This window comes from Arthrobacter sp. D3-18 (genome assembly GCF_054408525.1).
The window spans coordinates 2,435,280-2,454,353 of the sequence record NZ_CP096440.1; the positions used below are offsets into that span (position 1 = coordinate 2,435,280).

General features: G+C 62.2%; 20 protein-coding genes. 10 read left to right on the forward strand and 10 right to left on the reverse strand.

Annotation, left to right across the window (positions count from 1 at the left end; translation table 11 throughout):
• The first annotated feature begins 44 nt into the window (after window positions 1-44).
• From M1D89_RS13430 to M1D89_RS13465, 8 genes are read left to right on the forward strand one after another with little or no spacing between them, the layout of a single operon-like run.
• Entirely contained in the window at window positions 45-1,343 is a 1,299-nt protein-coding gene (locus M1D89_RS13430; protein WP_498644131.1) for an SWIM zinc finger family protein, read from the forward strand.
• Window positions 1,340-2,782 (forward strand): DUF5691 domain-containing protein, encoded by a 1,443-nt coding sequence (locus tag M1D89_RS13435; protein ID WP_498644132.1) that lies wholly within the window; start codon window positions 1,340-1,342, stop codon window positions 2,780-2,782. The genes M1D89_RS13430 and M1D89_RS13435 overlap by 4 nt, the downstream gene beginning before the upstream one ends.
• Window positions 2,779-3,885, forward strand: a complete 1,107-nt coding sequence (locus M1D89_RS13440; protein ID WP_498644134.1) for an ATP-binding protein — start codon at window positions 2,779-2,781, stop codon at window positions 3,883-3,885. The genes M1D89_RS13435 and M1D89_RS13440 overlap by 4 nt, the downstream gene beginning before the upstream one ends.
• Before the next feature lie 3 nt (window positions 3,886-3,888).
• A complete protein-coding gene (locus M1D89_RS13445) occupies window positions 3,889-6,246 on the forward strand; it encodes a DUF5682 family protein (RefSeq protein WP_498644136.1) in 2,358 nt (785 codons plus the stop codon).
• Entirely contained in the window at window positions 6,243-7,481 is a 1,239-nt protein-coding gene (locus M1D89_RS13450; protein ID WP_498644138.1) for a VWA domain-containing protein, read from the forward strand. Before M1D89_RS13445 ends, M1D89_RS13450 begins: the two co-directional genes overlap by 4 nt.
• 54 nt (window positions 7,482-7,535) lie before the next feature.
• The gene (locus M1D89_RS13455) at window positions 7,536-8,843 is read left to right on the forward strand and encodes an MFS transporter (RefSeq protein ID WP_498644140.1); all 1,308 of its coding nucleotides are present in this window, start codon (window positions 7,536-7,538) and stop codon (window positions 8,841-8,843) included.
• 17 nt (window positions 8,844-8,860) lie between these two features.
• Entirely contained in the window at window positions 8,861-9,436 is a 576-nt protein-coding gene (locus M1D89_RS13460) for a dihydrofolate reductase family protein (protein ID WP_498644142.1), read from the forward strand.
• Entirely contained in the window at window positions 9,433-9,693 is a 261-nt protein-coding gene (locus M1D89_RS13465; RefSeq protein ID WP_498644144.1) for a hypothetical protein, read from the forward strand. The genes M1D89_RS13460 and M1D89_RS13465 overlap by 4 nt, the downstream gene beginning before the upstream one ends.
• Before the next feature lies 1 nt (window position 9,694).
• Here the strand turns inward: M1D89_RS13465 and M1D89_RS13470 are convergent, their stop codons facing one another.
• Both M1D89_RS13470 and M1D89_RS13475 read right to left on the reverse strand, forming a co-directional pair.
• Window positions 9,695-10,048: a TraR/DksA family transcriptional regulator gene (locus M1D89_RS13470; protein WP_498644146.1), complete on the reverse strand. Its 354-nt coding sequence runs from the start codon at window positions 10,046-10,048 to the stop codon at window positions 9,695-9,697.
• Window positions 10,049-10,054: 6 nt separating this feature from the next.
• The gene (locus M1D89_RS13475) at window positions 10,055-10,537 is read right to left on the reverse strand and encodes a pyridoxamine 5'-phosphate oxidase family protein (RefSeq protein ID WP_498644148.1); all 483 of its coding nucleotides are present in this window, start codon (window positions 10,535-10,537) and stop codon (window positions 10,055-10,057) included.
• Window positions 10,538-10,763: 226 nt separating this feature from the next.
• Here M1D89_RS13475 and M1D89_RS13480 point away from each other — a divergent pair, with 226 nt between their 5' ends.
• Window positions 10,764-11,204, forward strand: coding sequence for a hypothetical protein (locus tag M1D89_RS13480; RefSeq protein WP_498644150.1), 441 nt, complete (start codon window positions 10,764-10,766; stop codon window positions 11,202-11,204).
• Window positions 11,205-11,225: 21 nt separating this feature from the next.
• Here the strand turns inward: M1D89_RS13480 and M1D89_RS13485 are convergent, their stop codons facing one another.
• The 7 genes from M1D89_RS13485 to M1D89_RS13515 form a co-directional block, all read right to left on the reverse strand.
• Window positions 11,226-11,831: an MBL fold metallo-hydrolase gene (locus M1D89_RS13485; protein ID WP_498650956.1), complete on the reverse strand. Its 606-nt coding sequence runs from the start codon at window positions 11,829-11,831 to the stop codon at window positions 11,226-11,228.
• Between the two features lie 120 nt (window positions 11,832-11,951).
• On the reverse strand, window positions 11,952-12,572 hold the full coding sequence (locus M1D89_RS13490) for a dihydrofolate reductase family protein (protein ID WP_498644152.1): 621 nt from the start codon (window positions 12,570-12,572) through the stop codon (window positions 11,952-11,954).
• 83 nt (window positions 12,573-12,655) lie between these two features.
• Window positions 12,656-13,051, reverse strand: coding sequence for a hypothetical protein (locus M1D89_RS13495; protein ID WP_091467238.1), 396 nt, complete (start codon window positions 13,049-13,051; stop codon window positions 12,656-12,658).
• Between the two features lie 17 nt (window positions 13,052-13,068).
• The gene (locus tag M1D89_RS13500) at window positions 13,069-13,944 is read right to left on the reverse strand and encodes an SDR family oxidoreductase (protein ID WP_498644154.1); all 876 of its coding nucleotides are present in this window, start codon (window positions 13,942-13,944) and stop codon (window positions 13,069-13,071) included.
• Window positions 13,945-14,047: 103 nt separating this feature from the next.
• Window positions 14,048-16,186 carry an iron ABC transporter permease gene (locus tag M1D89_RS13505; RefSeq protein ID WP_498644156.1) on the reverse strand — a complete coding sequence of 713 codons (2,139 nt, stop codon included), beginning with the start codon at window positions 16,184-16,186 and terminating at the stop codon, window positions 14,048-14,050.
• Window positions 16,187-16,196: 10 nt separating this feature from the next.
• On the reverse strand, window positions 16,197-17,177 hold the full coding sequence (locus M1D89_RS13510; protein WP_498644158.1) for an ABC transporter substrate-binding protein: 981 nt from the start codon (window positions 17,175-17,177) through the stop codon (window positions 16,197-16,199).
• A gap of 44 nt (window positions 17,178-17,221) precedes the next feature.
• Window positions 17,222-18,046, reverse strand: a complete 825-nt coding sequence (locus tag M1D89_RS13515) for an ABC transporter ATP-binding protein (protein ID WP_498644160.1) — start codon at window positions 18,044-18,046, stop codon at window positions 17,222-17,224.
• 104 nt (window positions 18,047-18,150) lie between these two features.
• On the opposite strand from M1D89_RS13515, the gene arfB reads away from it, so the two are divergent.
• The gene (gene arfB / locus M1D89_RS13520; protein WP_498644162.1) at window positions 18,151-18,570 is read left to right on the forward strand and encodes an alternative ribosome rescue aminoacyl-tRNA hydrolase ArfB; all 420 of its coding nucleotides are present in this window, start codon (window positions 18,151-18,153) and stop codon (window positions 18,568-18,570) included.
• A gap of 28 nt (window positions 18,571-18,598) precedes the next feature.
• On the opposite strand, the gene M1D89_RS13525 is transcribed toward arfB, so the two are convergent.
• Entirely contained in the window at window positions 18,599-19,015 is a 417-nt protein-coding gene (locus M1D89_RS13525) for a nuclear transport factor 2 family protein (protein ID WP_498644164.1), read from the reverse strand.
• Window positions 19,016-19,074 lie beyond the last annotated feature (59 nt).

Here is a 19,074-nt window from a genome sequence, read left to right on the forward strand (position 1 = left end):
ACTGCTGTTCTATAGTGTCGGAGCCGTCAGGCAGAATGTGATTCATGGGGCGTTGGAGCGAAGAGACAGTAATGAAGGCCGCCCCGGACTCGTCCTCGCTTGCAGCAGCACGGAAACTTGCGCATCCCGGCCCGTGGTCCGACTCAGGAAGCAACGATGTCCTTGTCTGGGGAAAGTGCCAAGGCAGCGGGAAAACGCCTTATCAAGTGAGCGTGGACATCATCGCACCCGCCTACCGGTGCTCGTGTCCCAGCCGGAAGTTTCCCTGCAAGCACGCATTAGCACTGCTGTTGCTTTGGTCCCGGGGTGAGGCAGCCCAGGCCGGAGCCGACACCGCGGATTTCGCAAAGGAATGGGCCGATCAACGGGCCGGTCGTGCCACCGCAAAAGACCGGCGACAGGCCGAGCAACCGGTAGATCCTGAAGCACAGGCAAAACGGCTCGCTGCCAGGCTCGCCCTCATGGATGCCGGGATCGATGATTTTTCGCGGTGGCTGACGGACCTTGTACGGACCGGATTTGCCGCTGCCCGCAATCAGCCATATTCCTGGTGGGATGGCGCGGCAGCCCGCTTGGTGGACTCCCAGCTTCCCGGTTTGGCCGAACAAGTGCGGGAAATGGCATCCCAAATTCACGGCCGGACGGACTGGGCAGACCATCTTCTCCTTCACGCGGGCCGCTGGTGGGCCCTGACAAAAACATGGTCAGCAAGAGACGCACTCACACCGGACGAATTCGCTGACGTTAAAGCTGTCCTCGGCTGGGCCACCGCGTCTGCTGACGTACAGGACACCGAGTCGCTGCAGGGCCCGTGGCTGGTGCTCGGAGCCCACCGCAGTGACGATGGACGCCTCCAGCAACAACGAACTTGGCTTCGAGCACCCGATGGCACGATGGTCGTCATCCTTGACTTCGCCGGACAAGGCCAGGGGCTGGCTGCGCCGCAACTCGCAGGAGCGCAGCTTGCTGTCACAGTTGCCCGTTACCCCGGTTCAGCGCCAAGGCGTGCTTTGTTCACCGGACCCATCACCTCACAGGGCGTAGCCACAAGCCTCGGCAAGGGCTACACCATCCGGCAAGCGCTGGAACAGGAGTCTGCAGCAGTTGCGCGCTCGCCGTGGCGGGCCAGGCATCCTGTGCTGCTGGAAGGAGTCACCGTCAACCCGCAGGACTTGGGCTGGTTGCACGATCCGAGCGGCGACGCACTTCCTTTGGTGGATGCTCCCCTCGACGCCCTGCTGGCGCTGACAGGTGGCCATGCTGCCGATATTTTCGGCGAACTGGAGGATGGCCGCCTTCGTCCGCTGACCGTCGTCGTCGATGGAATGGTGGTGACCCCATGACTTGGTTGGTCGAACTCCGAACGGCGGCCCTGGTGGGAACCGCACGGCACGACGCCCCCAAGCCGCCCGTCGAACTGGGATTCCGTGCACCGCATGACCTGACCCGCGAGGAATCCCTGCTGGATCAAGCGGCATTGGCCGACGTCGTAACCCGTGCGGCCCGGACACCATCCGCAGCCCCAGCCTCTGGTCTGACTTCGCCTGCACCCGCTGACATGGAGCCTCAAGCCAGCGGAGAGGCCGCCCGGCTGTTGGAGCTGTTACTGACCCAACCGCCGGTGGGGCTTGAGCTGAGAACCCAGCTGGTAGTGGACTGGCTCCGGTTTGCTGGAGAATCGCGACGGCGGGTCCCCCACCGGCTGCTGCCGGCGTTGCTCAACCTGGCCGAGACAAAATCCGCTGTTTTCAGGTGTCTTGAACCGGCAATCGGATCCCGCGGCCGCTGGTTGCAGGACCTCAAGAGCCCACCCTCACACGAACCGGCAGCAGAATGGTCTGAACTTGGGAGCGCTGCCGCTGCGGCGGAACTTGACCGCCTAAGAGGCCGTGATCCGGCAGCTGCGCGCGAGCAGCTCCGTGGGTACTGGACGTCGCTCAGCGCCAGGGAACGCGCCGGAAACCTGGCCCTGTTTGCCGGCAACCTCAATGAGGACGACGAAGCATTGCTGGAACAAGCCTTGGACGACAAAGCGAAGAGCGTACGGGACGTTGCGCTCCGGCTCCTCGACCAACTCCCAGGGAGTGCACGTGCGGCCCGCATGGCAGCCCGGCTCCTACCCCTGTTGCACGTCAAAGGGATCCTGAACAAGCGCCTGGAAATCGCGCTCCCTCCGGACCCTGACCAGGAGGCACTGCGCGACGGGATTCCCGCCGACCCTCGCAGAGGTGAACCCGATCGGCTTGCACGGTTGGACGTGATCATCCGTGGCGCGCCGCTGGAGGTTTGGACATCGGTAACGGGCCGGAACCAGGCGGGCACTGCGGCACTGCTGCAGGACGAAGAGCGCACCCTGGAAGCGCTGATCGCCACCACTGCTGTCCGCGATGATGCTGAATGGGCCCGTGGGCTGCTCACAGTCAAGACTGACAAAAGACTGCTGGGTTGCCTCACGCCCGACGAGCGCGCACAGTGGCTGGAGCGGCACATCCGTGAAAGTGGCGACGAACCGCTGACGCTGGCTTCACTGCTGCAGGACGTGCCGCAGCCTTGGTCCGCGCCGTTGGCCAAAGCTGTACTGACACTGATTTCCGGCAAGGACGACGGCCGCCTGGCAGCGACCCTGGCCGCTGTCCTTCCTACCGCCCTTCCGCCCGTTGCCACCGAACAATGCCGTCAACTTTTGGCCCGAACAGACGACGACGCCGTCCGGCGCCGTGTCCTGCGCGATGCCGTCCAATATCAATCATTCAGACAATCCCTGACGGAGGCTTTCCGATGACCGACGCCCAGAATGCAACGGAGGTTCTTCGCGCCCACGCCGAGAATGCGTATGCCGACGAACTTAGCGCCTTGGCAGCTGTTGACGACCGCCCCCGTCCACCCAGTTGGCGTCTCTCCCCTTGGGCTGTCACCACCTACATCCTGGGTGGGACGTTGGCCGATGGGGCCGTGATCACTCCAAAGTATCTGGGCTCCGAACGCTTGGTGGAAATCGCTGTGGCGTCACTGGCCACGGACCGCGCCTTGCTGCTGCTGGGCGTTCCGGGAACCGCGAAAACATGGCTTGGGGAGCATCTGGCCGCAGCGATCTCAGGCTCGTCCACTCTGGTGGTTCAGGGCACTGCGGGTACACCGGAAGAGGCTTTGCGTTATGGGTGGAACTATGCCCGCCTGCTCGCCGATGGACCCTCACGTACCGCCATGGTCCCGGGTCCCGTCATGCGGGCCATGGAGACAGGAAGCCTGGTGCGGGTGGAGGAATTGACACGTATCCCCTCCGATGTGCAGGACTCCCTCATCACCATCCTCAGCGAGAAGACCCTGCCCATTCCCGAGCTCAACGAGGAAGTACAGGCACGGAAGGGCTTCAACGTGATCGCCACCGCGAACAACCGCGACAAAGGCGTCAACGACCTCTCGTCCGCTCTTCGCCGCCGGTTTAACACTGTGGTCCTGCCGCTCCCGGACAGCATCGATCAAGAGGTGGAGATTGTAACCACCCGTGTTCGCAGTTTGGGTGAGTCCCTGGAGCTGCCGGCGGATTTGGCTGCACTTTCCGAGATTCGGAGGGTGGTCACCGTCATGCGGGAGCTGCGGTCGGGCGTAACCCAGGACCAGCGCACCACCATCAAGTCACCGTCGGCTACGTTGTCCACGGCAGAGGCCATTTCCGTGATGACCAACGGGCTCTCCCTGGCCGCGCACTTTGGAGATGGCACCGTCCGGGCAGAGGACGTAGCCGCAAGCCTGGTGGGCGCAGTGATCAAGGATCCCGTCCAAGACCGCGTGATCTGGCAGGAGTACTTGGAGACCGTCGTCCGGAATCGGCCTGAATGGAAAGACCTCTACCGGGCCTGCCGCGACCTCGAGTCGTCCAACTAAAACATGACAGACGTCCACATTCTGGGGATCCGCCATCACGGTCCGGGTTCGGCCCATTCCGTCGCTGAAGCCTTGGCCACCCTTCGACCGGATCTGGTGCTGGTCGAAGGGCCGCCCGAACTTGACCAGGTCATCCCGATGGTCACGGATCCGGATATGGTTCCTCCGGTCGCCGGCCTGATTTACGCTGTGGACGAGCCCCGCTTGGCTTCCTTCTACCCGATGGCCAGCTTCTCGCCTGAGTGGGTAGCCATCCGCTGGGCCCTGACCACGGGAAAGTCCGTGCGTGCCATCGATCTGCCTGCTGCACACACCTTTGCCCTCCGGGTAGCGGAGGAACGTGCTTTGTCCGCTTCGGAGGAGGACTCTACCGTCACCTCCGACGGCGGCGGAGCAGCCGACGTCGTTGAGGAACCGCCCGCAGACTACCAGCAAACAGACCCCCGGCAGACGGGTCCCCAGCAGACAGCCCCGCAGTTGGCTTACCGGCCCGATGCCATTGGGATGCTGGCCGAGGCTGCGGGGTACAGCGATGCGGAGCGCTGGTGGGAGGACGCTGTGGAGCACAGGAACACCGACCCTGTTGAGCGATTCGAAGCCCTCATCGATGCGATCTCGGAAATCCGCGGCATGGATCAGCGTCCTGCTACGCATCCTGACGTGGTGGAGAACCACCGCAGGGAAGCTGCCATGCGGCGCATCCTGCGCTCTGCCATGCGGGAAGGGCATGAACGCATTGTTGTAGTTTGCGGGGCCTATCACGCACCCGCATTGATACCCGCCGGTTTTCCAGCAGTTTCTGCCGACAATAAAGTACTCGCCGGTTTGCCGAAAACAAAGGTGGCCGTCACCTGGGTTCCCTGGACCTCGAACCGGCTCAGCTTGGGCAGCGGATACGGCGCAGGGGTCACTGCGCCGGGCTGGTATCAACACCTGTTCGCACATTGGATGGGGAACGATCCCACAAGGGATGTGGCCACCACCTGGATGGTTCGGGTAGCCCACGCGCTTCGCAAAGAGAACCTGGATGCGTCCACTGCGTCGGTGGTAGAGGCCAGCAGGATGGCTACCGCGTTGGCCGCCGTCCGCGGAAGACCCAGCCCCGGCCTACCCGAATTGGACGACGCCGCGCAGACTGTTCTTTGCGACGGTTCTCCCCTGCCGCTGGCTCTGGTTCATCGCGAACTTACTGTTGGCCGCGAGCTAGGCAACGTCCCGGACTCTGTGCCTACCCTCCCGTTGGCCGCTGACCTCGCCGCTACCCAGCGCAAGCTGCGCATGAAACCCAGCGCCATGGAAGAAGTCATGATCCTGGACCTGCGCAAGCCGAACCAGTTGGCACGTTCGGTGCTTCTCCACCGCCTTGCACTGCTGGGGGTGGACTGGGGTGAGCCAACGGACACCGGCAGGACCACCGGCACTTTCAAGGAAGCGTGGACCCTCCTATGGAAGCCCGAATTGGCTGTCTCGGTGGTGGAAGCCAGCCGATACGGCACCACCGTTGCCTCAGCCGCAAGCACTTTCGTCTCGGAACAGGCACAGGCAGCCGAAGGCCTGCCGGTCCTTGGCAAACTGTTGGAAGGCTGTCTCCTGGCCGAGCTGCCCGACGGTATTGCCGGCGTCGTGTCCGCGCTGGCAGAACGCACCGCGCTTCAGCAGGACGCTGCTCCCCTTTTGGAAACCATCGCCCCCTTGGCCCGCACTTGCCGGTACGGCAACGTTCGAGCGGTGGATGTGAGTGATGTTCGGAAGATCCTCGAAGCTACGGTGGTGCGCGCCTGCGTGGGACTGCCCACCGCCTGCGCGGGCTTGGACGACGATGCTGCTGGTGCGATGCGTCGGGCCATTGATTCGGCGCAGGATGGTTTGGCCCTGCTGCCTGAGCTGTCGTCGGATGACTGGCATGCAGCGCTTGCCGCGGTGGCCCAATCAGACACAATCCATGGTGCGGTGGCTGGCCGTTCCACCCGGATTCTGCTGGATGCAGGATTGGTGGAAGGGGAGGATGTGGCGGCACGTCTGAGTCGCCGTCTTTCCATCGCCACACCAGCGCCGGAAGCCGCTGCGTGGCTGGACGGCCTGCTATCCGGGGATGCCACATTGCTTATCCACGATCGGCGCCTCCTGCAGATCGTCGATGACTGGATGGAAGGCGTGGACGATGACGTGTTCGAGGACGTTTTGCCATTGGTCAGGAGGACGTTCTCGGCTTTCAGCAGGCCCGAGCGGCGTGAAATCGGCGAGCAGCTAAGCAGGGTCGGGTCTGGCACTACCGCGGAAGCCGTCAATGTGGACCTGGCTGGAGCAGGCCCGGCGATACAAACGATGGCGGGAATTCTGGGATGGGAGGCGATCGTATGACGGGTACTTCCGACGTCACGCATGGCTCATACGCAGACGATGTTTCCGGCAATGGTTCCTCCGGTGCCGGCCGGGACCGGTTGAGCCGGTGGCGCCTGGTGCTGGGCGGGCAGGACGCGGACGGCATTTCGACGGAGGGTGGCGTGCCGGTCCAACTATCCGACGATGACGTTCGGCGGGATCAGGCGTTGGAAGAGCTCTACGGTGCGGGGTCCGGCCGGCGTGGAGGACTCGGTACGTCGAGTCCACGCGTGGCCCGCTGGCTTGGGGATATCCGCGGGTACTTTCCCTCCTCAGTAGTCCAAGTGATGCAGTCCGATGCCATGGACCGGCTCGGCCTGAGACAGTTGCTTTTGGAACCGGAGATGCTCCGTACTGTCCAACCGGACATTGGCTTGGTGAGTACTTTGGTGGGACTGGGGCGGGTGATCCCCGAAGAGTCCCGGGAAACTGCCAGGTCAGTCATTCGGCAGGTCACCACGGAACTTGAGGAACGGCTGCGCGCCAAGACGATCCAAGCAGTCTCAGGTGCCCTCAACCGTTCCGCCAGGACGCGCCGACCCAGGCACAGGGATATCGACTGGAACAGGACCATCGCCGCCAACCTCAAGCATTACCAGCCCGAGTACCGCACGGTGGTGCCCGAACGGCTGCATGGCCATGCAAGGCGCAGCACCGAGATTCAGCGCGAAATCATCCTGTGTATTGACCAATCCGGGTCAATGGCTGAATCCGTCGTGTACTCCAGTGTGTTCGGAGCAGTTCTCAGCTCACTGCGGTCCGTGAGCACCAGATTGGTGGTTTTTGACACCGAAGTTGTAGATCTGACGGACGACCTGGACGATCCCGTGGACGTGCTTTTCGGCGTACAGCTGGGCGGAGGGACCGACATCAACCGCGCCCTTGCCTATTGCCAGGATCAGATAACCAAGCCCGCAGAGACCATCCTTGTGCTGATCAGCGACCTTTATGAAGGCGGCATAGCCGAAGAAATGCTGCGTCGAGCCGCCTCAATTGTGGGTGGGGGGACCACCATGATTGCTTTGCTGGCTTTGAGCGACAGCGGCCATCCGTCCTTCGACTCAAGTCATGCAGCAGCTCTGGCAGGCATCGGCGTGCCGGCTTTCGCGTGCACACCGGATCTCTTTCCGGACATGATGGCTGCTGCCATTGAGCGCCGGGATGTCAGCGAATGGGCAGCCTCCCAGGACATCCCGACAAGTCACGAAACGTAGTTCTCCATCCTCCTGGCTCTGGCGGAGGACGGGCAACGGGACGAGAATTAGCTGGTGGTCCCTCCCCGCACCGGCGATGGCGGCGACACTCTTAATGACGCCGCCCGAAAGATCCAACGCGTCTATCTGACATTGACGCTGGGCAATACCGTTGCGGCCTCCTTCATCTGGGGAATCAACACCCTGTTCCTGCTGGATGCCGGTTTAAGTAATCTGGAGGCGTTTGCCGCCAACGCCTTCTTCACCGTAGGCATGGTGCTGTTTGAGGTCCCTACGGGAGTGATCGCCGACGGATGGGGCCGGCGTGTGTCGTTCCTGCTGGGAACGGTGACGCTGGCCGTGTCCACTTATCTGTACTTTGTGATGTGGCAGATCTCCGCGCCGTTCTGGATGTGGGCCGTGGTCTCGGTCCTTCTGGGCCTCGGCTTTACGTTCTTCTCCGGTGCGGTTGAAGCATGGCTCGTGGATGCCCTGCGGTTCTCGGGCTACGAAGGCGGGCTGGAATCGGTACTCGGCCGAGGTCAGATGGTCCAGGGTGTGGCGATGCTGGTGGGCTCAGTAGCAGGCGGGGTGGTTGCCCAGGCCACCAATCTTGGCGTGCCCTTCCTCCTTCGGGTGCTGGTGCTGCTCGCCATGTTTGCGGTGGCCTTTGGACTCATGCACGACGTCGGCTTCACGCCTGAGCGTTCGACGCATCCCCTCCGCGCGACTCGGGCCGTACTGTCCGCGTCGATCGAGAACGGCTTGAAAAACCCGCCCGTGCGGTACGTGATGCTGGCCGCCCCCTTTAGTGCCGGCGTCGGGATCTACGTCTTCTACGCCCTGCAGCCGTACCTGCTTGACCTCTTTGGCGATCCCAGGGCCTATTCCATCGCGGGCTTGGCCGCCGCGATTGTCGCGGGATCGCAGATCCTCGGGGGCTGGCTCGCTCCGCATGCCAGGCGACTTTTCCACAGGCGCACCTCCGTGCTCCTCCTTGGAGCTATGGTGGGTAGCGTCATCCTGCTGGTCCTCGGATTCACACGTATCTTCTGGGTGGCGCTGATATTGCTCGCTCTCTGGGCCGTCGTCGGTTCTGCCGCCACGCCGGTGCGGCAGGCATACGTCAACGACATGATCCCGTCGAAACAGCGGGCCACGGTCCTGAGCTTCGATTCACTGATGGGCTCCAGCGGCGGCGTAGTCATCCAGCCCGCCCTGGGCCGGGGAGCTGACCTCTACGGCTATCCGGCATCATTGGCCATGGCAGGATTCATCGAACTCATGGCGCTGCCGTTCCTGCTGGCCAGCCGGAAGCAGGGCGCAGCAGCCGACCGGGCCAGCACAACTGAAACCTCCCCGGACACGGAATCCTTGCCGTGAGTAAGGTGTTCGGGGGCATGGCTGCCAGTTTGGACGGATACATCGCGTCAGAGAGCGGCGACCTTTCATGGCTGAACGACGCCATGGCCAAGGACGAGGACTACGGTTTCGAAGCGACCGAACGCAGAACCGGGGCATACATCATGGGGGCCAACACCTACCGTGAGGTAGCAACCATGGGCGGCGTAGGGTCCAAAGTACCCACGTACGTGGTCACCCACGAGCAAACACTCGCCACCAAGGGCAACACGGAACTCTTCTCCGGCGATCTGCGGGAACTGGTTGCACGCATCAAGGCAACCATTGCCGTGGAGAAAGACATCTGCCTGTTCGGCGGTGGTGAGCTGGTCACGGAATTCGTTGAATTGGGGTTGATCGATGAGCTGGGCATTTCCGTGATCCCCGTAATCCTGGGCGGAGGCATTCCGTTCTTCGGCCGGGTCTGTCAATGGACGAAGTTGGAACTCATCGAGTGCCGTCATTACCCGTCCGGAATCGTCCTGATGAATTACCGGCTGAAGGGCAAAGCTACAAATGCGCCTCACATACGGAAGACTGACATAAACACTACTGAAAGCGCGGTTGGCACGTGATCTCCCTGCACCAGGACCCCCAAGGCTTCATCCGAATGAAAAGGCACTTTCCCGCCAGCGTCGCGGTGGCCGTAGTCTTCGCCGACGGAACCGAGGAAGTATTTACTGGCCGACGGCTCAACGAGATCTATGACGAAGCGCTGGCAGCCTACCGTGCCGGCAATGACCTGGACGCTAAAGGATTCAACCGGGGCCCCAGGAAGAAGGTTCAGCAGGGCATTGAGTTTGTGCCGGTTTCGCCGGGAATGTCCAACTGACTCAGCTTTTTCCTGAGGCGTGATTGACACAGAACGGCGTCCAGGGCCTGGCCTCAAGCCTGCCTTCGGGAATGGCCACGCCGCAAACCGCACACAATCCGTACGTGCCCGCCGCTATCCTCGCCAGTGCCTCGTCGATCTGCTCCAAACCAACCCGGCTTTGGCCCATGAGGGCGGACGCTTGGGAGAGCTCGAAGGCTATGGTGCTGCCCTCGGGATCGTGTTCGTCGTCCACATTGGAGTCTTGCCGGGCGAGGCTCACCGAGCTGATGTCGCTTCGCAGCGCCTTGAGTAGTTCGATTTTGCGACTCCGTTCCTCCTCCAAAAGGACCCGAAACCGCTCAGCGTCAACCATGGTGGGTCATAGTTCCACTGTGCCGCTTTCGCCTACGCTGAAGCGGGAGTGGGTGACCTTGGACTTGACCCATTGAAGTACCGTTGCGGCCGTTCCGCCCGGGCTTGTCCAGTACTCTGCCGAGTCCGAATCTACGTGAATCAGGCAAACTTCCGGGGTGTCCGGACCGTCAGGGAACCATGCCTCTACAACCTGGTTCCACATCTCGTGGATCTTCTGCCGGTCCGTGACCACGTGGGCAGTCCCGGCTACAGACACCCACTCGGTGTTCTTGCCGAAGGAAACATTGACTCGCGGATTCTGTCGCACATGGGCAACCTGTGAGGTCCCCAGTCCCGTAAAGAACCACATGTCGCCGTCGTCCTGCACTTCCTGCACAGCCAGCGGCCGGCTGACCAGCGCACCTTCTTCATTGACGGTGGTCAACATTCCGATCTTGGAATCATTGATGATGTCCGTGACTTTGCTGATGGGTTGCTCTTCAGCCATGCGGGCCTCACTCCTCTTCGCGTCCGGGGGCTTTCCCCACAACCACCCTATTAGTAAGGCTACTGATTTGCTAGGCGGCCAAGGAATGTCGCGGCTAAAAAGCAAAAGCACCGTTTTTCAGGGAATCAAGCTGCGGCTTCATCCGTTCTGTTTGATAGTGACATGCCGACGGCGGTCAGGCTTGCCCATTCGGGCCAGCCAAACGACGGGAAGTTTGGGGACTACCATGACGTTGAATGAAACTATCGCCCGCCTTCGGGCCGCGCACCTTATGGTCCGCGATGCCCACGAATGGGATGCTCTTTCCGCCGCTCTCTCGGACGCCTACAACAGCGACGACGATGACCTGATTGAGCAACTGCAGCAGCCCTTTGTCCAGTCCTGGCGCACGGTCACGCACTACGTCCTGCGGGACACTTTCGATGCCGCCGGCATCTCCGTGAGCGACCCAAGCCATCCTTGGGGAATTGCCACCTTGACCGCCGACGGCATCAGCCGCGAACCTGTTCTCTGCCACGTGGACCCAGCAGACCCGCAGGGTTCGGCATTTGCCGCCGCGGCCGGACCAAAGTTGCTTACTTTCGCCGAGGCCATGACCTATTACGCTGATTGCCTCGCTCCACTGTTCGAACACATTAACCAAGGTCAGACTCTGAACGTTAGGTGAGTGCCGCCAATCCTTGGCGGGCTATGACAGAGACGAAGGCTGTTCGAGGAGGGCGCGGAGCCGGACGTTCGCATCGGAAATCTCGGCCCCATGCGAGAACAGCATCCTCTTGTGCGATACCTCGGTGAGTTTCCGGAGCGATGATTCAGCCTCCACTGGGTCAGCAGTGAAGGGAGCGGGAGGGCGGACCATGACCCCGTTCATGGTTCCCACAGCATCACCGACGAACAACAAGCCGTCACTTTCTTGCAGCAAACTGATGTGCCCTTGCGTGTGCCCGGGAGTGTGGATGATGCGCAGCCCGCGGATTGAAGCACCGTCGGCTGCGGCCCGGGCGTGGAAAGGCAAGGCACTTAACTCCGCCTCGCCTGCCCACAACAGAGCATCCCCCACTCTCGAAAGGACATCGTCCAAACCGCCCACATGGTCTGCATGGGCGTGGGTGAGCACCACATCGGAGACATCACCCCAACCGGCGCCCAGACGTTCCAGCGCCTGGTTGATGTCCATGGCACTGCCTCCCATTCCCGTGTCAATCAGAACAATCCCACCGGAAACAGGCAGCACAAAGCAGCGAACATCGAAACTGATCTCTGTGGGGCCCGCAACCCCTGCAGGCAGATGCACCTGCTGGACAATGACTTCGGGCAAGGGCAAGGGCAAGGGCAAGGGCAAGGGCAAGGCCCCGGCTTCCGGTTGGGATTCAGGCAAATTCGGAATTGATTCGCTGCCTGCACCCATGTGAACTCAAACCTGCCTTGCTGGAGGCGGGCCCTCGATGACAGTGGGTATGTACTCCAGTAGCTGCGAGCGGCCGTCGAACGTCCGGCTGTCCACCAATTCCAAGGCGACATCCGGGTAGCCGTCATAGATTCGCTCACTACCGGTCCTCCCGGTGATCACGGGAAAGATCACCAAGCGAAACCTGTCCACCAGCCCGGCCGTCAGCAGGGAACGGCAAAGGCTCAAGCTGCCCAGAGTGCTCAACGTGCCGGTTCGGGTCCGCTTTAGTTCCCGGACGGCCTCCACAGCGTCACCCGAAATGAGTTCTGAATTGGGCCATGCCAAGGGCTCCTTCAGGGTGGAGGAAAAGATGATCTTTGGCATGGCAGCCAACCCGCTCAGGCTGGCGCCCTCCTCCTCTGAAAACCCCGAACTGTCTTCGGAGGCTTCCTCCGACATACTGGACATCACCCGGTACGTGTTCGCGCCCATCAGGGTGGTGAAGTCCTTCTTTCCCTCTTCATCCAACCAGGCCAGGTACTCCGGACCTTCCAATCCCCACCAACCAGGCCAACCTTCGGCAGAAGCGTATCCGTCCAGGGAAATAATCAGGTCCACCATCAGGGTTGCGGTCGTCTCACTCATAGCAGTCTCCTAGGTTTACGGTGCGCGTTGACCGTGCGCGGAAATGCTAGCCCCGGAGCAATTGGACGTTCAAGGGGTTCGCGCTAGAGAAGGAGAAGGACGAACCCGCCGAGGGTGCTCAGTATCCCAACACCAGTGAGGATCCAGCCGAGAATCAGAACAGTGTTGTCGTGGCGCGGCGGATGCAGCGAGCATCGGGAGGGGTGGCAGAGGTCGTAGTGGACCAGCACAGCGCCTGATTCAACGCTCCCGTCGCGGGCAGGGATATCCAGCAGGACCTTTTGTTCCTCGTTCGCCCGATCTACCCAATGCAGTCCCAGAAATCCGCCTGCGGCGAACTGTTCTCCCTCGGCGGTGGTCCAAACGCATCGGCGCCGGGCAATGACCCATGCACATAAAAGCAACGGCACGCCGGGGACAAACCCCACCCACGTCATCATTTCCAGGATGGGGCCAAGAACATCCAGTGAACCGGCCATGAGTCGATCCTAAACGCCTAAGCGCGTGGATCGAGACTCTGTTCCAGACCAAAGACAGGGATGTCAGGAAAAGCGTTTCGCTGCAGCGTGGGATCAAAAACCGCTTGGCCCGACTCCATCCAGAGGGCCGCCGCTGCCATCCTGGCCATGAAGGGCGAGAACGGCCGTGCAGCAACGGACATCATGCGCAAGGCGGGCACTGGTATTCGCTTGATTGAGCCTCCGCCCGCGTCGGCCAGGATAGCATCGGCAAGTGAATTGAACGAATGGATACCGGATCCCCACTCGATGGTTCGCCCCCGCAGTGCCCGGTCCGAAAGGGCGCGGACAACCAGTGCCGCAGCATCGGCCGTTGATGTGAATGTCACTGGCGCGCGTCCAGAGCCGAAGACCAGCACCTTGCCCTTCTCCTTGAGGGGCTCGCTAATGGAGGCCACAAACTGTTCAAGGTTGGCACCCATTCGAATAATGGTCCAAGCCATTCCCGAGGACCTGAGTGCCTCCTCTGCCGCAAACTTCATGCGGAGAAACTCCAGTGGGGCGTCCGCAGCAGCGCCGTGCATGGACATCATTACCAAGTGTTCCACCCCGCCGCGTTTTGCCGCTTCCAGGAGCCGCAGTGCACCATCGCGGTCAACACTGCGCGGGGTGCCGCCCCTTCTCAATCCGAATCCCGACGCCGCAAACACCACCTGCCGGCAACCCTCAACCGCAAGCATGCAGTCCGACCTTGAGGACAGGTCGCCGCGAACCACCTCCACGCCGCTAGGCTTCGTATCGGGTAACGGTTGCGAGTTGCCGCGAGCCATGATGCGGAGAGTTTGCCCGGCACCCGCCAAGTCGCTCACCACACGGACACCCAGGCGACCTGTGCCGCCCACGATAAGGATCACGGTCTCGGTGCCACAAGGAGGTATAAGCCGACGATGCGACTGACCACGGCAGACCCTCCTTCGTGTACGTTGCCCCAACTCTAGCGGCGAACCTCGTGGGAGGTTAGACCGTGCGGTCCACCCGTGAACGCCAGAGCAGATACACAAAGTAAGGGGCGCCCACCAACGCCGTCATGATTCCGGCAGGTATCTGGGCCGGTGCTATGACCGTGCGGCCAATGACATCGGCCAGCACCACCGTGCAGGCTCCGATCAACGCTGCCACGGGCAGGACCCTTGAGTGCCGTGCGCCTACAAGTGTGCGGGCGGCGTGGGGTGCCACAAGTCCCACGAAAGCGATCACGCCCACCGAAGAGACGGCACCAGCGGTCAAAAGCACAGCCACCGTAAGCAGGAGCACCCGGGATCCGGATAGCCCTACGCCCAGCACGCGCGGAGAATCGTCATCCACGGCAATCAGATCGAGATCCCGCCTCATGCCCGCCAGCACAGGCAGCGCAAGCACCAGGGCCAGCAGCGGTGGCAGGACAGAGACAAAGTTGCGGCCATAGGTAGAGCCTGACAACCAAGTGAGGGCCTTTGTCTGGTTGAACGGATCTGTCGTCACCAGGAGGACGGTGATAGCGGCCGCCAGTCCCGCGGAGATGCCGATGCCGATCAACACCAGCTTGTTTTGTTGAAGCCCGCCGCGGAAAGCCAATCCGAAGACCAGCAGGGCAGAAAGTGCCGCTCCACCAAGCGCGGAGCCAGTGATCACCCACGAGCCCGCCGTCGGGACTGTGGTGATGACGATGATTGCTGCGAGTCCGCCACCGCCGGAGACGCCAAGAATGCCGGGCTCGGCCAGGGAATTGCGGGACACCGCTTGGATGAGTGCACCGGCGAGAGCCAAGGCCGCGCCGGCGAGGACCGCCGCCAGGACACGCGGCATTCGTGTACCCAGGACGGCGCTGACACGATTTCCCGACTGTCCGGTGAGCCAGTTGACGAGATCCCCGAGCAGGAGCTTCGCATCGCCCAGTAGGGCACCCGCTACCAGCAAGCCGGTGAGCAGGACAAGGAGCCCGATCAATACCGTGAGGAAGAACCTGCGGGTGCGAAGCCTTGCCAGGGCATCACCGGCAACACTCAACCCGGCGTCGGACATCCGCATGGCCAGGATCACGAGGAATACTGCACCGAAAACCGTAGTGACTGCACCGGTGGGGACTTCAACACCGGCTTGGGCACCGAAAAGACCACGAACCAGCACGTCCGCTCCGATGACCACCACTGCACCGGCCAGGCCGGAGATGGGCAGCAATGCCCTGTGCCGTCCCAGGCCACGAAGACGGGATGCCAGGAGACGGACGATCGCAGGGGCGCAGAGGCCAACGAATCCGATCGGGCCGGCGATTGTCACTGCTGCTGCCGACAGGACAACGGCAAGTACGACGGCGCCCACCCGGGCCAGGCGGGGATCCGCACCTGCCAGCCTGGAGGCGTCGTCACCCAACCCGAGCAAATCCATTCGACGAGCGAGGAGGAAGAGTGCGGCTATAGCCACGAGGACGATGGGCGTGAACTGAATTAGCTCGTCAGTACGCGACTGGGCCAGGCTACCCTGGCCCCACGCATACAGACCGGTGGTTTCCTGGCTGAACAAAAGAAGGAGTGCGCTGGTGGCCGAATGCAGGCCCAATGCCAACGCTGTGCCGGCGAGCACCAGGCGAATCGGGCCTCCGTTGCCATTGGCACCACCACCCGACAGCGCCAGAACAAGCAACGCCGCCGCGAGGCCGCCGATGAAGGCGATGCCACCGGACAGGAGTGCCGGAAGGGAAAGACCGAAAGCGGCCACAGCCACTATCGCGAAATGGGCGCCGGCGTTCACAGCCAGCGTGTCAGGGGAAGCAAGGACGTTGCGGGTGGCCGACTGCAAAGCTGCGCCGGCCACCCCCAACGCCACGCCGACCAAAAGGCCGGCAAACAGTCGCGGTACGCGCGAGGCAACCAACACTGCGGTTTCCTGGTCCGTTCCACCTCCGGTGAGCAGCCCCAACAACTGGAAAGGCCCGACGTCGGCCGTTCCTTGCGTGAGGTGGATCATCGAAAACAGAGCCAGGATAACAACCCCGGCGCCAGCCACCAGGACCGGCCCGGAGCGACCGCGGACATTTCGTCCAGTCGGCGCGGCAGGTACGGGAGCACCCGCCATGGCCGTGGGAACGGTCATGGCGGGCCTCTTCACAGTGTCGGTCATGCGGGTGGGGCTACTTGGTGAGGGACGCGACGATTGCGTCGACGTACTGGGTCATCGAGGCTGGGCCACCGAACATCCAGATGCCGTCAGAGAGGCGGTGCACCTTGCCGGCTGAGACGAACGGAAGCGACTTCCAGACTGCGTTGTCGGTCAATTGCTCGGTGAAGTCGCCATCCGCGCTGTTGGTGATGTAGACGAAATGGTCGGCGTTGACCGCGGTCAGGCCCTCGACGTCGGTGGAGCCCAGTCCGTAGGCAGGGTCGCCTTCAACCGTCCACGGGTTCACGAGACCCAGCTCGGTGTTGATGTCGGCCAGCAGGGATCCCTTGGTGAACGGGCGGATGGAAACCTTGCCATCAGCAACCCAGCCGTCAGCGAACGCTACGCGGGAACCGCCCAAGCCGGCCTTTTCAAGATCGGCCTTGCCCTCGGCAACGGCGGCGTCGAACGCTGCGATGGCCTCATCAGCTTTCTTCTCGGTGCCGGTCGCCTTGGCGACGAGCTTCAAATTGTCCTCGGCCTGCGCGATCTGGCGGCTTCCATCGGCGGACTTGACCACAACAACGGGAGCCAGCTCTTCGAGCTGCTTGATGACTGGCTCGGCGAGGTCGGTGGTGGCAACGATCAAGTCAGGATCGAGGGACGCGATGGTGTCGAAGCTGGGCTCGTTGCGCGTTCCGATGTCGGTGGGTGTGCTGTCCAGCTTGCCGGCGGTCACCCAGGCGCTGTAACCCTTGACATCCGCGACGCCTACCGGCATGACGCCGAGGGTGGTCAGGTTCTCCACCACGTTCCATTCGGTGCCGACCACGCGCTTGGCGGGGCCATCGAGTTTGACCTCGGTGCCGCGGGCGTCGGTCACAGTGATGGCTTCTCCCGCGCCGGCACTGTTCGAAGAGGAACTCGCGGGGCCTTCAGTGGTGCCGCAGCCGGTGAGCAGGACCGCCAAGGCAGCGGTGGCGGCCAGGGCTTTGTGGATCTTCATGGACACAGGGTCCCTTTCGTGTTGGGGGGCTTACGTTAGTGAGGGGGTGTTCAGCTGTCGCTGTGCCGGCCTACAGCGCGGGTGCGCAGCCTACCGGTCAGCGGGTCAGTGTGGGTAACGATGGGAATTGAGTAGACGTCACTGAGGAGCTCCGCGTCGAGGGCCTCGTGCGCCGGCCCGGCGGCCGCGATTCGGCCTTCCGACAGAACCACCACGTGATCGGCAAGTGCGGCTGCCTCGTCGAGATCGTGCAGAACCACGCCAATCGCCACACCGTGAATCCGGGCGAGATCGTGCACAAGGTCGAAGATCTCCACCTTGTAGCGGAGGTCCAAGTGGTTAGTTGGTTCATCGAGCAGCAGCACCGAAGTGTCCTGCGCCAGGCAGCTGGCCAGCCACACACGTTGCAATTGCCCGCCCGAGAGTTCATGGACGCCCCGGTTGGCAAGTTCCGCCACACCAGTCAGCTCCATGGCGCGGTCGACAGCGGCCGGCCCCTCAGGATCGGCAGCACGCCACCGCCCCCGATAGGGATGGCGCCCGAACTCGACCACGTCGCGGACACTTAGGCCGTGCGGCACCGGGCGGCTTTGCGAGAGCAACGTGACATGCCGGGCGAAGTCACTGCGCTTCATCATCAACGCATCAGACACCTCGCCGTCCGCAGGTTTGACCGTTACGGTTCCGGAAGACGCCTCGTGCAATCGGGCCAGCGCCCGCAGCAGGGTTGATTTGCCACTGCCGTTAGGGCCCACCAGGGCAACTATGCGCCCCGGCTCCAAGCGGAGCCCTGCTCCATGGACTACGTCCTTGTCCCCATAACGGAGGACCAGGTCCGTGGCCTCAAGCCCCGAAAGTTCATTCAGTTCAATCACAAAATGAAAGATTAGCTTAGCCTTACCTAATTTCTAAAAACGTGTCGACGGATGTCGAAGCGAACGTGCCCGCGTAGGCCTCTGTGACGTGCAAGGCTTGACTTATGGACCTGGAAATCTCCCCTTCGCTGACGATCCCCGCCGCGGAATTCACCTGGCGGTTCTCCCGCTCCTCCGGACCGGGCGGCCAACACGTGAACACCACGGACAGTCGGGCCGAATTGATGTGGAACGTTACCGGTTCTGCCACCCTGACTGATGAGCAGCGGCAGTTACTGCTCAAACGCTTGGGGCGAAAACTGGTCGCCGGTACCATCACTGTGACCGCCTCGGAAGAACGATCACAGCTCCGTAATCGGGAGATCGCCATGGCCAAGCTCGCTGAGCTGATAAGAAAGGGCCTCGTCCCCGAAACCGTCCGTCGCGCTTCCAAGCCGACCCGCGGCTCCGCCAGGCGCCACCGCGTAGCGAAAGAACTCAGGTCGGCCACAAAACAACAACGACGGCGACCTGCCGCGGAGTAGCCCCGGCCATTCTTTGGGGCGAAAGCGACTAAGGACTACTGATTTCAACCCACTGCGAACGCCACTCCGGGGCCGGGAAGGCCTCACTCCAGTACGCAGTCTCCTTGGCAATCCTGCGATCGCGAAATTCGAAGATGAAGACTGTTTCATAGGCGGGCCCACCATAATCCAGCAACGCCTCAGCCACCACCAGGTTCCCACCGCTGAGCAGGCGACGGGGCGTGATCGTGGGCAACTGCGGAAAAGCGTTGTAGATACCCCTGCGATTCTCGGCGCCGCGTACCACTTCCCCGGATTGAGGCCAATGCATCACGGCGTCGTCGTGGAACAGCTCATCCATGACTTCGACGTGGCGATCGTTGATGCAGTCGATCAGCCGCCTGACTATATTTTCGTTGGCGTCCTGTTCATTGACGCCTTGATCATTGACTATTTGTCCAGCCATGATCGGCATTGTCCTCTTGGGGACCGGATTGCGCCATGACTTGTCATTTGAGATACGAA

Bases quoted from the DNA above. Each gene is read 5' to 3' on its own strand.
- M1D89_RS13430 (WP_498644131.1), top strand. From the start codon at position 45: ATGGGGCGTTGGAGCGAAGAGACAGTAATGAAGGCCGCCCCGGACTCG.
- M1D89_RS13490 (WP_498644152.1), bottom strand. From the start codon at position 12,572: ATGAGTGAGACGACCGCAACCCTGATGGTGGACCTGATTATTTCCCTG.
- M1D89_RS13470 (WP_498644146.1), bottom strand. From the start codon at position 10,048: ATGGTTGACGCTGAGCGGTTTCGGGTCCTTTTGGAGGAGGAACGGAGT.
- M1D89_RS13480 (WP_498644150.1), top strand. From the start codon at position 10,764: ATGACGTTGAATGAAACTATCGCCCGCCTTCGGGCCGCGCACCTTATG.
- M1D89_RS13440 (WP_498644134.1), top strand. From the start codon at position 2,779: ATGACCGACGCCCAGAATGCAACGGAGGTTCTTCGCGCCCACGCCGAG.
- M1D89_RS13505 (WP_498644156.1), bottom strand. From the start codon at position 16,186: ATGACCGACACTGTGAAGAGGCCCGCCATGACCGTTCCCACGGCCATG.
- M1D89_RS13495 (WP_091467238.1), bottom strand. From the start codon at position 13,051: ATGGCCGGTTCACTGGATGTTCTTGGCCCCATCCTGGAAATGATGACG.
- M1D89_RS13445 (WP_498644136.1), top strand. From the start codon at position 3,889: ATGACAGACGTCCACATTCTGGGGATCCGCCATCACGGTCCGGGTTCG.
- M1D89_RS13475 (WP_498644148.1), bottom strand. From the start codon at position 10,537: ATGGCTGAAGAGCAACCCATCAGCAAAGTCACGGACATCATCAATGAT.
- M1D89_RS13435 (WP_498644132.1), top strand. From the start codon at position 1,340: ATGACTTGGTTGGTCGAACTCCGAACGGCGGCCCTGGTGGGAACCGCA.
- arfB (WP_498644162.1), top strand. From the start codon at position 18,151: ATGGACCTGGAAATCTCCCCTTCGCTGACGATCCCCGCCGCGGAATTC.
- M1D89_RS13450 (WP_498644138.1), top strand. From the start codon at position 6,243: ATGACGGGTACTTCCGACGTCACGCATGGCTCATACGCAGACGATGTT.
- M1D89_RS13525 (WP_498644164.1), bottom strand. From the start codon at position 19,015: ATGGCTGGACAAATAGTCAATGATCAAGGCGTCAATGAACAGGACGCC.
- M1D89_RS13460 (WP_498644142.1), top strand. From the start codon at position 8,861: ATGGCTGCCAGTTTGGACGGATACATCGCGTCAGAGAGCGGCGACCTT.